The organism is Halosolutus amylolyticus, assembly GCF_023566055.1.
GTDB lineage: Archaea > Halobacteriota > Halobacteria > Halobacteriales > Natrialbaceae > Halosolutus > Halosolutus amylolyticus.
This window is the reverse complement of record NZ_JALIQP010000006.1, coordinates 1-14,106: the sequence shown is the minus strand read 5'-3', so window position 1 is coordinate 14,106 and position 14,106 is coordinate 1. Positions and strand designations below refer to the sequence as shown.

Sequence of the window (14,106 nt, the reverse complement as noted above, 5' to 3'; positions counted from 1 at the left end):
ATACACGTGATTCCGTGTGACGGTCGGGGCGCCCATCAGTTCGACGGGATCGGTGGTGCTGTCGTTTCTTCCTCGGAGACGTTGAGTTCGGAGGTCACGAGCGCCCGGTAGGCCCGGCGGAGCCGCTCCGAGAGGGCCTGGTGGGAGATGTCGAGTTCCTCCGAGAGTTCCTGCATCGAGACCTCGCGCGGGATCTCGAAGTAGCCGTGGTCGATCGCCGCGACCAGCGTCTCGTACTGGCGGGTGGTGAGTCCACACTGGGAGTGGCTCTCCTCGGTCATGTCGAACAGGCGCACGATCGTCGGCGTGACGTCCTGATCGACGAGTCGATCGTAGAGCGAACTCACGCTCTCTCGGTCGGTAAAGCGGATGCTCAGCAGCCAGGTCCCGCTCGAGGCCGAGGCGCTCAGCACTGTGCCGCCCTCTTCGAGGACGACCTCGAAGACGTCGAGCGTCTCGGGATCGAACTCGATGTCGTAGAGCCAGCGATCCTCGTCCTCGCTGATCAGCCCGAAGTCGCCGATCGCGGACGCCTCGTCGAGGCCGTCCTCGATCTCCGACTGCGATGCGCCGGCGAGCCACAGGCCGTGGCCCTTCGACGCGATTACACGTTCCATCTCGCACGTGAGCGATGGGATGGTCTCGAACAACTCTCCCATGCCCGTTCCGTCGGCCGGAATCTCGATGTCAGCGATTGAGGTCATGTGTCTCGTACACGGGTTGGACAGGGAACGCAATAACCCCGATTCCAAAAGGATTAGTACGGCTGAACGGAACTTTCACGACCGATTACCTATTTTGACGGTCGAGGGACGACAGAACGAGGAGCTCACGGCCTCACCACCGCCTGGGCGCACCGAGGCGGAACTGGACGAGACCGACGACGACCACCGCGATCGCGAGCAACGCCAGCGCGATCGGGACGATCGCGTCCAGTCCCTTCGAGATCCGCACCACCTCGATCCGCGTCGGCATCGTCCGCGGGTTGTACGCGACCATCATCGTCGCCCCGAACTCCCCGAGGGCGCGGACGAACGTCAGGACGATTCCGGCGGCGATAGCGTTCCGGGCGAGCGGGAGCGAGACGTGCCACACCGTCTCGATCGGACCGTAGCCCAGCGTCCGGGCCGCCTCCTCGAGTCGTTCGTCGACGCCGTCGAAGCCGGCCCGCGCGGTGACCACGAGAAACGGTGCGGCGACGAACGTCTGGGCGAGGATCACGCCCGCCCGACTCCCGGTCAGGGGTATCCCGAGCGCGGCGGCCGCGGCCCCGATCGGCGTGTACCGACCGAGAACGGTCAGCAACATGACCCCGCCGACGATCGGCGGGACCACGAGCGGCAGCAGGACGGCGGCTTCGACGAGCCGTTTGCCCCGGAAAGAGCCCCGCGAGAGGACGTAGGCGAGCGGGACGCCGAAGACCGTCGCGATGGCCGTCGCGATCGGCGCGGTCACGAGCGAGGTCCTGATCGCCTGCCGGGTCGCCGGTTCGGACAGCCCCGCGACGACGTCGACCGATCCCACCTGGCCGAAGAAGGCGACGAACGGGACCACGAAGTACGCGAGCAGGACCGTCCCGAGCAGTACTGGCACGGCGCGGGGGCTCGTGACGCGATCGATCGCGGCCCCGAGGCGGCTCCGGCGATCGCGCTCGGCGCTGGGAGCCTCGCGGACGCGCGACGTGCCGGATCCGGAACCGTCGCCGGACGGTGTCTGGCGGCTCATCCGTCGAGTCCCTCCGGCGGATCGCCGTTCCATCGCGGGAGCGCGTCCGGGACCCGGAGCCCGTGTTCGGCGAGCAATTCGGGCCGATCGAGCAGAAACGTCACGAACGACCGACCTGCGTCCGCCTCGTCTGCACCGGTCCGGACCGTCGCGTTATAGACGACCGGCGACCCGGATACGGTGTAGCCGTCCGCAGTCGTGTAGGTCACCCGTTCGTATCGATCGGCGTACGCCGGATTGGCGAAGTTGTACGCGTCCGGTAACCCGAGAAACGGCACGCCGTGGTCGCTGGCCATGTTCCGGTAGCAGACTGCACAGGCCCGATCGCCGGCCTCGATGCCGGCGAGCAACGCGGATTCGTTCGGTTCGCGATAGGCTCGATCGACCATCGTCTCGCGGAACCCCTCGAGACCGTGCTCGCGTTCGGCCAGTTCGAAGAGCAACACGGCGCGGTACCCCAGCGGGTCCAGGTCCGGGTCGCTGATCGCGACCTCGCCCGGCCCCGCGTCCGCGAGCACCTCGTACCACGGCTCCCCGTCGGCCAGTCGGCCACCGACGTCGGCCGACGGATCGTAGGCGATACCGACGGCGTTGGTCGCGAACTCGACGTCCCAGTCGGCGTGATCGGGATAGAGGCGCTCCCGGAGGAGGTCGACGTCCGCACTGATCACGACGTCGGGATGTTTGGTCCGTTCCTCTATCATCCGCATGAGGGCGTTCGAGCCGTGGTACTCGCCCGCGTACCGGATCCCGGCCTCTGCCTGGAAGGCCGGTCCCACGTGTTCTTCGAGGACGACCGCGAGGCTCCCTGCGGCGAGCACCCGGACGCGATCGTCGTCGCTCCCGAGACAGCCGCCGACGAGCCCCACTGCCGCGCTTCCGACGGTGGCCAGTACGGACCGACGGTCGTAACGGGTCGTCGGGCCGGCACCCCTGCTCATACTCGCAGTTCGAACGAGCACACAAATATAACTACTTTCGATTCCTGCATTCCAGGAAGATAACCACGAATGGTTACCCCACTCCGGATTTGTCGCCCCGTCTCGAGTTCGTGTCCTCGCCGTAACGGAATTCCGTTTCGACCGATCGCTCGGTTGCGGACGTCGCCGCCGACCGATGCCGACTAGCCGCTCCGATCCGAGGACGGATCGATCGGGTCGAGGTTCCGGATCGTTCGGATCAGCGTCACGAGATCGTCCGTTCCACGTCCCACGACGGCGCCGCCGATTTCGGATGGATCGCGATCGCCGACGACGATCGTCGGCAGCGGTGCCGTCGTGAAGCCCTCGACGAGGACGACGTCGTACCCGCGGTGGGCGAGGCGCTCGAGGGTGCTCGCGAGCGCCTGCAGTTCGGGGCCGTCGCTCTCGAACACGCCGGTCCCGTCCGGCGTTGCGGGCGGATCCCGTTTCCCGCGGGTACTGACTTCGAACGTCGATCCGGGGGTGATACCGACGACGGTTTCGGCACCGGCGGTCCGATGCCGGTACGTGTCCGTGCCGGGCGTGTCGATCTCGACGTCGTGGTGGATCGATTTCACGGTCGCGACGCGATCGTCCGCGGCGAGTCGCGGGACGAGTTCCTCGACGAGCGTGGTCTTCCCGGAGTCGCTCGGCCCGGCGAGACAGACGACCCGTAGCGACGACCTGTGAGTCATATACTGATTCGGCAGTTCGTGAGGCGGACACAAGACTCGATCGAACGGGCGAGACGACCCTCGCCCGCGTCGGCCGGTGCGTTCCGGGTCTCGTGCCTCCGACTCGACTGTTCGAATCCCCGATCGATCGGCGATCGGAACGGACACGCGAGGCGAAGCGGATCACCGTGGCCGGCGGTCCGGCCCGTCCCGATCTCCTATCGGGAACTGCTCGGTCCCTGGCTGTTGCCGGTCGGTCGACGACGGCGTCGTTCCGCAGGTTCCACATCGGAAGTCGGACTCGTCACCGGGCTCGGTAACGCCCTCGAGTGGCGATGGCGGAGTCTCCTCGAAGACGGTCGGTTCGACGTCGAACCAGTCGGCGTCCGCTTCGACGAGCGCCACCACCAGGTCCGCGAGCGCGTGGTAGAACGGCGCGTCCGACTCCGCCTGAACGGTATCGCGGAACTGGGGGAGCCATCGTCCGAGGTGGTCTTCGAGAAAGTCCGCCTGGGCGTTCGTGACGACGTCGACGCCCGTCTCGTCGCCGCTCTCCTCGAGGTAGGCCGTCTGCAGTGCCAGATGAGAGACGAACTCGAGTTCGACGCAGAGGTGGTCGACCCGCTCGCGGTTGCCGTCCTCGAGCGAGAGGTCGAACGCGCCGTAGAACCCCGCGATGTCCGCGAGGGTGTCCGTACTCGTCACGAGCGTTCCGGGCCTGTACTCGATCTCGTACTGCTTGATTTCGCCGCCCTGCTCGAAGCCGAACAGCGCGGCGTACGTCGAGTAGTGGTCGTCGATCTCCGCCGCCCCGTCCGGGCTCTCGGCCGCGACCCGTTCGGCGTGTTCGCGTAGGTTTCCGTCGCCACACATCGCGGCGGATTCGATCAACTGACCGTCGAACTCGTCGGCGATCATCGCCTCTCGGAGATCGCCGGTCGGCCGATCGAACGCCAGCGATGCGAGTTTGTACAGTCGCGCGCGGTGGACGTGATGTGCTGGTTGTGACATAGATCTGTCCGCGACGTGGGTGGGATTACGTGATGTCCAGCCGGTAGGCGTCGTGCTGGTCGTCGAAGCGGTCGCGTTCGTACTGCGGTTCCTCCATCGGGACGCGGGCGACGGTCCGCCCGTCCTTGTCGTAGCCGATCGCCTCCTCTTCGGTGACGTCGAACTCCTCGATGCGCCACTCGGTCGACCCCATCAGGTGGAGCAGGCCGCGCAGTTCGCGGTACTCCTCGTCGCCGCGGCGTGCCTTTCGATAGGTCTCCTGTGCCTGCTCGACGCCCGGACCGAACATCTGCGTCAGGTAGTCCGTCGGGACGTTGATCGGCGGGACGTAGTAGACGTTTGGCTCGAGACCGAGCTGTGGGTACAGCGGGAGCGCGACCTCGGCCTCGTGGACGAGGTAATCGACCGGGGCCGAGGGATCCGCCTGTTCGGGCCGGTTGACCCAGCCGTGCATCCGGATCTTGCCCAGGCAGTTCTCGAAGCACTGGGGGACTTTCCCCTGCTCGATCTTGGGGTAGCAGCCGACGCACTTCTGGGAGTTCATCTCGACAGGGTTGTAGATGGACTTCCCGTAGGGACAGGCCCGAACGCACTCCTGGAAGGACTGACAGCTATCCTCGTCGAGCAGGACGATGCCGTCCTCCTGGCGCTTGTAGATTGCCTGGACGGGACAGCCGCCGGCACAGGCCGCGAACGTACAGTGGTTACAGACGCGCGGGAGGTAGAAGAACCACATCGGGTGGTGGTCCTCCTGAATGTGGGTGTCGGACTCGATCCGTTCCCCGGCGGGTTCGTCCTCGCCGAGGTTCGGATAGGCCCAGTCCTCGTCGTCGGGGCGGTAGCCCTCGATCCCCTCCGCGTGGTTGTCGTCGGGGCCGTCGTTGACTGCCATCTCCCCCCACTCGACGTCGCGGGCTTCGAAGATCGTGTCGCCCTCGTAGACGCCGTCGGACCCCCACTCGTGGACGCCGAGCCGTTCCAGAATTTCGACGTCCCAGCCGATCGGGTGCGAGCCGTAGGGCTTGGTCTCGACGTTGTTCCAGAACATGTGCTCCTGGCCCTCGTTGTGGGTCCACGTCGTCTTACACGAGAGCGTACACGTCTGGCACGCGATGCACTTGTTGAGATCGAACACTGCCCCCCACTGTTTCTCCGGACGCGCTTCCGGGTAGGGGTACTCCATCTCGCGGCCGATCTGCCAGTTGTAGACGTCTGCCATTGATGATCACCTCGTCAGTCTGACTCGCTCGTGAAACCGCCGTTCAGGTACTGTTCCATCCGATCGTCTTCGTAGCCGGGTCGGAGTCCTTTCTCCGCGGGTCGCCAGTTGCCCTCGCCGTCCTCGCCGGCGTCGCCCTCCTTCTCGACTTTCACGAAGGCTTCCTTGGGCGCGCCGTTGGCACAGTGGACGTCCGGTGCGAACCCCTCGCCGATGTTCTGTCCGAGCAGATCCTTCCGGGGCATCGAATCGGTCAGGATCGTCGGCCGGAACCAGGAACTGGTCGCGCTCTGGTGGCCCCCGCCGCGGTACAGGGACACGTAGTCGGTGTCCTCAGCCTTGGCCATCCCGTCGTCGCGTTCTTTCTGCCCCTCGATCGACTTGTGTGAGGCCTGGTTCAGATTCATCCAGCTGCGGGTCACGCCGGTTGGGAGGCTCGGCTGGTAGCGAACGCGCATCAACGCGCGTGCGACCTCGTAGTCGTCGGGATTGTCCTGCCAGTCGGGGAACGGCCGATCCTGCGGGTCGGCGTCGACGAAGACGTAGTCGCCGTCCTCGAGTCCCTCCTCGCGGGCGTCCTCGGGGTTCATCTCGATGTAGCCCTCACCGAAGTAGGGCTTGCGCTGGTCGTGCCGGTCCATGTCTCCGAAGGGACCCCACCAGACGGCGATGTTCGGGAGCGCGTTCGAATACGTGTGTGCGCCGTGGCGGTACTTCGGGGTCATGTAGATGTAGTCGTACCCCTCGTTTCGATCGCGAAGCGGGTGTGTCGTCTTCGTCAGTTCCTCCGGCGAGCGGATCACGTTCCGCGCCTGGCGATCGTTCGAGTCCTCGACGGTGGCCGTCTCGTCCCAGCCGCGATCGCCCGGTGTCTCGGGATCGATCAGCGGGTGCTCGTCGCCGGAGACGATGACGTTGGGCTCGTAGGGGGTCGCATCCATCGGTTCGCGGTGCAACGGGAGGTTCTCTCCGGCCTTCGCGAACTCCGGTTCCTCGCGGAAGAACTCCATTCGACCGGTCTTGGTGTACCAGGGCTCGTCCTCCTGGATCTGGCGACCCCCGACGTACTTCGGGTACGTGCGGGACATCATCAGCGCCGGGATCCCCTCGCGAGCGTCTTCGAGCAGGTCCTCGACGTCGTACCCTTTGACCATGTTCGAGTTGTCGATGATCCGCTGGAGGTACGGCTTCGCCCGGTACTCGTCCTCGTCGATGAACGCCCAGTAGTCGACGAAGCGATCGTCGCCGGTGATCTCGGCGAGCTTCTCCGCGACGCCGGCGTAGTGCTGGGCGTCGTTTCGGGTGTTGTAGATCCGATCGATCCCCGTCTCCGGCATGACCATCAGGAAGGGGTTGGTCACGCTGGCGGTCACGTCGTGGACGTTGTGTTCGGCCCACGAGTCCGCGGGGAAGACGACGTCCGCGTACTCGCAGGTCATCGTCCACCACCACTCGTTGGTGAAGAAGGCCTCGATCTTCCCGTTGCGGAGCATCTTCTGGATGATCTTGTACGATCCCTTCGCATTGCCGAGGATCGAGTTCGACCCCGACACCCAGAAGAACTTCGTGGGCGTGTGCATGTGCGAATCGCCCTGGAAGTACTCGCCCTCGACCTTCAGCGGCTTGTCGAGGTTCGTGTACCAGTGGGCCGACTGGGCCTCCCATCGATTGTCGATCGTCGCGTGCTCGTCGGGATCGAGTTCGATGTCGAACGGGCTCTCCGCCGCGTACTGCATGATGCCGTTGAAGTACGCGGCCCGGTAGTTGCCCGCGTAGCTGCCGATGTTCCCGCCGAAGGTGCCCACGTTGCTCGTCAGCGACGCGAGCAGGAACGCGGCGCGGTCCTTCTGGTCCTGGTTGGTGTAGTGGTTCGGCCCCATCCCGGTGGCCAGCAGCGTCTGCTGGTCGTCGGCCATGTCGTACGCGAGGTTCTCGATCGCTTCGGGAGCGGTCCCCGTCACCTCGGCGGTCGATTCGAGGTCCCACGTGTCGACGAGATGCTGCCGGATCAGGTCGAAAACGGGTCGGACTTCGACGGACTCGCCGTTTTCGAGTTCGATCTCGAAGCTCCCTTCGAGCGCGGCGGGGACCTCGAAGCCGTCGCCGATATCCTCCCTGGTGACCGGTTCGAACTCGCCGGTCTCCTCGTTGCGGACGACGAAGTCGCCCCACTCGCGGCGAAGGTCTTCGGTGATCACCTGATCGGCGACGTCGACGTCGCCGGTGCCCGGCCGCTCGGAGTCGTCGGAAACGATCCGGGTTCGCTCGAGGTCGGCGTCCTCGTATCCGTCGAACGCGTCGCCCGCGCGGAGTAACGTCCCGTCGTCCATCCGGACGAGGAGCGGCATATCGGTGTAGCCACGGACGAACGCCTCGTCGTAGAGTTCCTCCTCGATGAGGACCCGGGCGGCGCCGAGGAACAGCGCGGTGTCGGTCGCCGGCCTGACGACCACCACCTCGTCGCATTTCGAGGCGGTCGCGTTGTAATCGGTGAAGACCCCCGTGACCTTCGTCCCCTTCAGCCGGGCTTCGGTCAACCAGTGACAGTCGGCCATCTTCGTCGTGATCCAGTTCATCCCGGCCAGCACGATGTGGTCGGCGTACTCGACGTTCGCGAGATCGAAGTCGACCGTCTGCTGGCCGGTCACCATCGGGTGGCCCGGCGGCAGGTCCGTATGGAACGAGTAGTTGTCCAGGCCGACCGCGCCCAGCGCGTCGTCCTCGTCGACGTCCCGGACGTACTGATCGAGCAACGCCATCGAATTCGCGTTGCGGTACTGGCCGAACAGTTTGATAAGTCCGAGAAGCGGCATCCCGCCGCGGAACTTCATCGATCGGACTCCAGCACCCTGGGTCTGCTCGACGACTCGCTCGTCGTAGCCCTGATCGAGGAGGGACTGCATGCCCGACTCGCCGGTGTAGTGGGTCGCCGTCTCGACCATCGTCTTCGCGGCGATCTCGTAGGCCTCGTCGTGGTCGACCTCGATCCAGTCGTCCTCGCCACGGTTGGCGTACTCCTGGGGCATCGAGCCGTCGTCGTCCCGCGGGAAGCCGTCCTCGACCCACTGCATGAAGCCCTCACGAACCATCGGGGCCTTCACGCGCCGTTCGCCGTAGTAGCGCTCGATCATCGCCAGCCCCTTGTTACAGACGCGCGGATCCCACCGCTGGGACGCCTGATTCCCCTCGAGGTCGGTCGCCTCGCCGTACTTCATGCTCGGCCCGAGACGCGTAACTTGCCCGTTCTTTACCGACGCCTCGAGCAAGCAGTTGTGCGTGTCGTTCGGCTGGCAGGTGAGGATGTAGGAGTCGTCCCGATCCCACACTTCCCGGTACTTTTCGTCCCACTCCTCGTTGGGATACTCCTCGAGTGGATTCATCGGGTCTTCGCCGTCCTCGTCGTCCCGAGTGAGACGATGGTACCCGAGGTATCCCAGTCCCGACGCGCCAGCGATACCCGCCGCCGCCGCGCCGAGTTCGCGCCGTGTCAGATCGAGTCCATCTTCGTCACTCATTGTCCCACCTCGAACGTGCTGGTTGCGGATGCTGCTCGGAGAGCGACTCCGTCGCCCACCAGTACGGACAGCGTCGTTCAGAAGCGAGTTGTCCCTGTACCATCACAATCGATGCTGTGTCCGCTCACCGTAACTAACGAGCGCTCCGTTCCCGCTATCTGGGGACGATTCGGTGATTTTCCGCAGAATGTCGGGCCTTCAAATTACGCCGTCGATCGACCCCCGAACTGCGCGGCCACACGCGTGCACACGAGAGATTCAAATCGATCCCGTCCTACGCGGGCGGTTCGGACACCGATCGCGGGGTCGGTTCGAGTTCGACGAGCCAGCCGTCGTAGCCGAGGTCGTCGACCGTCGTCCGTTCGATCGCCCGGTCATCGCGCGCTAACCGCTCGGTGACGACCGAAACGAGGTCGTCGGGATCGCCCCGCATCACGATCGACACCGACTCCACCGCCGGCAGGCCGAACTCGGCCACGACCTGCCGTCGCCGGGTCTCGGGCGGCAGACCGCGGAGGTCGATCGCGTCCTCCGGAATCACCGGCCCACCCGCCTCGTCGAGGAACGATTCGACGATCTCGCGAAGCGCATCGATCGCCACCGCACCAGGGGTCGACGGCTCGGTGAACGATCGCGCAGTCGGTTCGCGAAGCGCTGGATCGAACGGTACGGGATCGATCGGCGCGTACACTGTCTCCGCCACCTCGTCCGCGAGGGATCGGCCGTCGTCGTCGTACGGCGCTCGGTTCGGGTCGTCGGACTCGGCCGAGACCATGTTCGGAACGACGCCGATCGTCGGGACGTCGTGCGCGTCGAACAGCGCCTCGGTTCGCCGGGTCGCGCGCGCTCCTTCGTCGGTGGGCGTACTGACCATCAGGCCGCCGTCGAGCGGTGCCTGCTGGACGATCGTGTAGACGGCCTCGCCGATCCCCGGCGGCAGGTCGACGAGCAACAGGTCCAGGTCGTCCCAGGCGGCGTTCCCGAGCAGGTCGGTGACGACGTCGTGAACCATCGCTCCCCGCCAGGCGACCGGCCCGTCGTCGGCGATCAACTCGAGGCTGACGACCTGAATGCCGTCCGCGTCGACCGGCATCGGGTTCCCCGTCGGCGAGGACTGGACCGGCCCCTCGGCCGCGAGCAGGTCCGGCAGATCCGGCGCGTACACGTTCGCGTCGAAGACGCCGACGTCGAGGCCCCGCTCCGCGAGCGCTCGCGCGAGGGCGGCGGTGACGGTCGTCTTGCCGACGCCGCCTTTCGCGCTCCCGACGGCGACGATCGATTCGACGCCGGAGACGGGGAGCCCGGTTTCGGGAGCGTCCGAGCCGGCGGCCTCGATCCGGACGTGGACGACGCCCTCCGTCGCGAACCCTGCACCTCGAAGCTGATCGGTGACTCGATCGGCCATCTCCCGATCGACCGGCCCGAAGTCGACCGTGACGGTGACGATCCCGTCCTCGACGGCGACGTCCTCGATCAACTGCTCGCTGATCGGGTCACCGCCCGGAAGCTGGACCTCGCGGATCCGATCGACGACTGCCCGCCGGATCTCGTCGTCGGTCTGGGGCGTCTCGCCTGCCATACGCGACCGTTCGTCGTCCCACGTATTTCACCCGGCGGCCGTTCCCACGGCCTGGGAACCCCGCCGAGCCGTGCCATCGGTAGCGATCGGTCGGAGCGGACCCGCTGGCGTCGCACGTCGCCCTCGCGCCGCCGCTACCGCGTCACGGTCCGGCGAGCCAGGAACGCGCCTCGTCTTCCAGGGGGTCGTCACGCGGAGTCGACCAGGTCGGCCGCGACGGCGGGGTCCTTCCAGAGGACGACGTCGCCGGTGCGGTGGTCGTACTCGACGAACAGTTCCTCGTCGAGGTGGGGCAGGTGCTGGTGGTGGAGCATGAGTTCGATCCGATCCGGGTCGGACTGTGCAATCGTTTCGTCGTCCGCCAACATCTCTGCCACCTCCTCTCGGCGCAGGATATCGTGCTCGATCAGCACGGACACTACTCGGCGACGAACCGGATGACCGAGGACGCCGGTCGATTGCAACGCGTACACGGCAACCTCGTCGACCAACGCGGCGACGGCCACAGCCACTTCGGCAACTGTACAGACGACCATGGAACGAACTCGTTCCGGAAATACAAAAGAGCCTCCCCCAGCCGCGTATGTTTCCAATATTTTTACTACAAGTCCGTGATTCTGTACTATCTACGAGACCGTCGTTCGGACGAGCGGATGCTTCCGTCACTGCTGTGATCGTGAACACGGCCCGATCGATTCCGACCGACAGTTCGTTTCGGCAGGCCCCGTGGCGACGGTCTGTCGGACACTGTCCGCTTCGACCGGTGGACTCTCCGACGACTGTGTGGCAACCTGACACTGCGCGTAGCACTCCGGCCCAGTGCAACTGTTTCGAGCAGAATTAACCCGGATATACGTAAGACACCGCACTGTCGACGGGGTGACGTGACTTCGAACGATTCACACGGGTCGCGGATCGGGCGGCGATCGTATCTGGCGGGCAGTCTCGTCGGACTCGGAACGCTTTCGATCGCCGGGAGCGGGACCGTAGACGGGAGCGGCGATCAGTCCGGCAACCAGTGTCCCGCGCCACAGCCCGACGAGGAGACCGACGATCGACAGGACGAGGCGATCGACGACCAGCGCGACGAAGACTCCGACGACCACGCCGACGAACCGTCGGACGACCAGTACGAGACTGTCGTCGACGTGGTAGAGGCTGGCGCGGATCCCACCGGGACCGAGTCCATCACCTCCGTGTTGCGAGAGCACGTCGGCGACGACACGCTCCTCGAGTTCCCGGCGGGGGAATACTACATGGACGAACAGTTGCGACTCACCGGGTTCGAGAACGTCGGATTCGTCGGTGAGAACGCGACGCTGGTGCCGGCGACCTACCACGAGTTCGACGGCCCACAGTATCGGCTGTTCCGGCTGGGAACCAGCGACAACCCCGGACGTGACCTCCGGTTCGAGAACTTCGACGTCGACCAGACCGCCGACGACACGGGCATTCGCGTCGTCAGTGCCGAAGTCAAGGACGGCCTCACCGTTCGGAACGTCACCGTCCGCGGTATCCACGACAGCGGAACCTGGGGGCCGGGACTGTTCAACGTCACCGATCCGGACGGGGAGGGCGTTGTTTCCCGCTTCCACGCGACCAGCGGCGCCGTCCACGTCGACGAGACGCCCAACGCGGGGAACATGTGGCGCGGCGCGACCGGCATCAACGTCAACCAGCACCACCGCGGGACGCTCGCCTTCAAGAACTGCAGTCTGGGCGGCTTCCCCGACAACGGGTTGTACGTCTCGAGCGAGACCGGCCGAGTCGACGTCGAGGGAGGATGGTACCAGAACAGTGGCACCGCCTCAATCCGACTCAGCGGTCGCCACGGGACGATCACGGACGCGGTCGCCGTCGTCGACGCGGACCCACACGGTTCGGACGGCCAGCACCCGGTTCGACTCGACGGCGGCGATCGGTTCGAGATCGACGGCGTCACCGTCGACGTTCCGCGGCCGAACGGCGACGCGATCAGGATCATGAACGACGTCGACGCCACTGCGATCACGAACACGGAGATCACCGTCGGTAACGCCCCGAACAACGGCATCAAGATCGGCCCCGAGGCAGGCCAGACCCGCATCGAGAACGTCGACATCGAGGTCGACGGGAGTGCCAACGCGGTCCGCATTCTCGGCCAGGACGCCGGCGCAGTCGAACTGGACGACGTCCGGATCACCGGTGACGCGCCCGGTACCCGGCTTCGCCACGCGATCTACTGCGAGCGAAACGAGTGTCGGTTCACTGGGCTCTCCGTCGATCAGCCGGGGCCCGACAAACGCCGCGGGATCGAACTCCGCGGCGAGACGTACCTCCTCAGGGAGAGCGACTTCCAGACGACCCACGTCCCGATCGTCGTCAATGGCGCCGACGGCGTCCGGATCGAGAACTGTTACGCCGGGACCGCCGAGGGGGACCACTCCCTGCGCATCATCAGCGACTCCGGCTCCGTATCGCTCTCGAACAACGACTTCCCCGTGGGCGTTCGCGACGATCGGTGACGGAACGACCTGGGACGGCTGATCACGAGCGAGGCCTCGTCGTGCGATCGCTCTCGATCGTGATTGTCTCGACTGCCAGCCCTCGGAACGTGGCCAGAACGAAGTGATATGGATAGCCCCTCGTGGGGGTCAGGAGCTATCGTGAGGGGTGCGCCCTCCATCTTTCCGTACCAGCTACTGGTAGATAATCCTGAACCCAAAGCACGTTGGAGTGTGTCGGCCGCTGTCGGTTCGTTATCAGGGGCCGTATCGGTCATCCCCGCGGCAAATGTCGTCTGACGGGCGCACGCGAGACCAACTGTCTGGACCGATCCGGCTTCGGTCGACTGCTGTCGCGGTATCGATCGCCAGCCATCGGATCGGGCGCGAGGTGAACCTCTTCGAGACCTTCCGGCTCGTCCTGGTTGCTCACTTCCTGGGCTGTGAGTCGTCTACTTCACATCGCATCTAGACCGCTTTTGCAACGACCAAACTCGCGAGTGACAAAACGGTTACGAGCGACGTGAACAACGCCGAGATGTCCCCTCCCGGAGGAAAGCGGCAAATCGGGGCCATACCAGTCGGGTCGATCGAGCGTACGGTAGCTCGCGTGTATTTTCGCTCTCGAGACTACTACCGTCTTGGTTGGTACTCACTATCTCTGACGGTCCACTTCGGAGGCCTTAAATAGTGGCCAGCGGCTACCAATTAATCCGAAGAAGATGAGGACCCCACCCCTGCGGTCTTCCGTACAGATGGGATCTGATGTTAGCCTCGACAGTTCGGTGACGCCCGATCGGTCTGCGATCGCGTCATCGAACGTGTGGACCCAACTGTGTGAGTGTGTACGAACATTCACCGCCAACAGACCCTCCCAGTCTTGGACTGGGAGTAATATAGCATTCCGGTTGATCCTGCCGGAGGTCATTGCTATTGGA

10 protein-coding genes are annotated in these 14,106 nt (G+C 65.3%); 1 reads left to right on the top strand and 9 read right to left on the bottom strand.

The features are described from left to right. Nucleotides 1-35 precede the first annotated feature (35 nt). The 9 genes from MUN73_RS19325 to MUN73_RS19285 all read right to left on the bottom strand — a co-directional run bounded on the left by MUN73_RS19325 (nt 36) and on the right by MUN73_RS19285 (nt 11,221). Complete coding sequence (locus tag MUN73_RS19325) at nt 36-704, bottom strand: helix-turn-helix domain-containing protein (protein WP_250142151.1); 669 nt, start codon at nt 702-704, stop codon at nt 36-38. A 133-nt stretch (nt 705-837) separates the two neighbouring features. Further along, nucleotides 838-1,725: an ABC transporter permease gene (locus tag MUN73_RS19320; protein ID WP_250142150.1), complete on the bottom strand. Its 888-nt coding sequence runs from the start codon at nt 1,723-1,725 to the stop codon at nt 838-840. Further along, nucleotides 1,722-2,666, bottom strand: coding sequence for an extracellular solute-binding protein (locus MUN73_RS19315; protein ID WP_250142149.1), 945 nt, complete (start codon nt 2,664-2,666; stop codon nt 1,722-1,724). Before MUN73_RS19315 ends, MUN73_RS19320 begins: the two co-directional genes overlap by 4 nt. 182 nt (nt 2,667-2,848) lie before the next feature. Continuing rightward, nucleotides 2,849-3,382 (bottom strand): molybdopterin-guanine dinucleotide biosynthesis protein B, encoded by a 534-nt coding sequence (locus MUN73_RS19310; RefSeq protein WP_250142148.1) that lies wholly within the window; start codon nt 3,380-3,382, stop codon nt 2,849-2,851. 162 nt (nt 3,383-3,544) lie between these two features. Then, nucleotides 3,545-4,372 carry a TorD/DmsD family molecular chaperone gene (locus MUN73_RS19305; RefSeq protein ID WP_250142147.1) on the bottom strand — a complete coding sequence of 276 codons (828 nt, stop codon included), beginning with the start codon at nt 4,370-4,372 and terminating at the stop codon, nt 3,545-3,547. Between the two features lie 25 nt (nt 4,373-4,397). Then, nucleotides 4,398-5,591 (bottom strand): 4Fe-4S dicluster domain-containing protein, encoded by a 1,194-nt coding sequence (locus tag MUN73_RS19300; RefSeq protein WP_250142146.1) that lies wholly within the window; start codon nt 5,589-5,591, stop codon nt 4,398-4,400. A gap of 14 nt (nt 5,592-5,605) precedes the next feature. Next, nucleotides 5,606-9,106, bottom strand: a complete 3,501-nt coding sequence (locus MUN73_RS19295; RefSeq protein WP_250142145.1) for a molybdopterin-dependent oxidoreductase — start codon at nt 9,104-9,106, stop codon at nt 5,606-5,608. A gap of 274 nt (nt 9,107-9,380) precedes the next feature. Continuing rightward, on the bottom strand, nt 9,381-10,685 hold the full coding sequence (locus tag MUN73_RS19290; protein ID WP_250142144.1) for a P-loop NTPase: 1,305 nt from the start codon (nt 10,683-10,685) through the stop codon (nt 9,381-9,383). Between the two features lie 188 nt (nt 10,686-10,873). Then, nucleotides 10,874-11,221 carry a DUF7344 domain-containing protein gene (locus tag MUN73_RS19285; protein WP_250142143.1) on the bottom strand — a complete coding sequence of 116 codons (348 nt, stop codon included), beginning with the start codon at nt 11,219-11,221 and terminating at the stop codon, nt 10,874-10,876. 348 nt (nt 11,222-11,569) lie between these two features. Here MUN73_RS19285 and MUN73_RS19280 point away from each other — a divergent pair, with 348 nt between their 5' ends. Continuing rightward, nucleotides 11,570-13,189 carry a hypothetical protein gene (locus MUN73_RS19280; RefSeq protein WP_382182775.1) on the top strand — a complete coding sequence of 540 codons (1,620 nt, stop codon included), beginning with the start codon at nt 11,570-11,572 and terminating at the stop codon, nt 13,187-13,189. Nucleotides 13,190-14,106 lie beyond the last annotated feature (917 nt).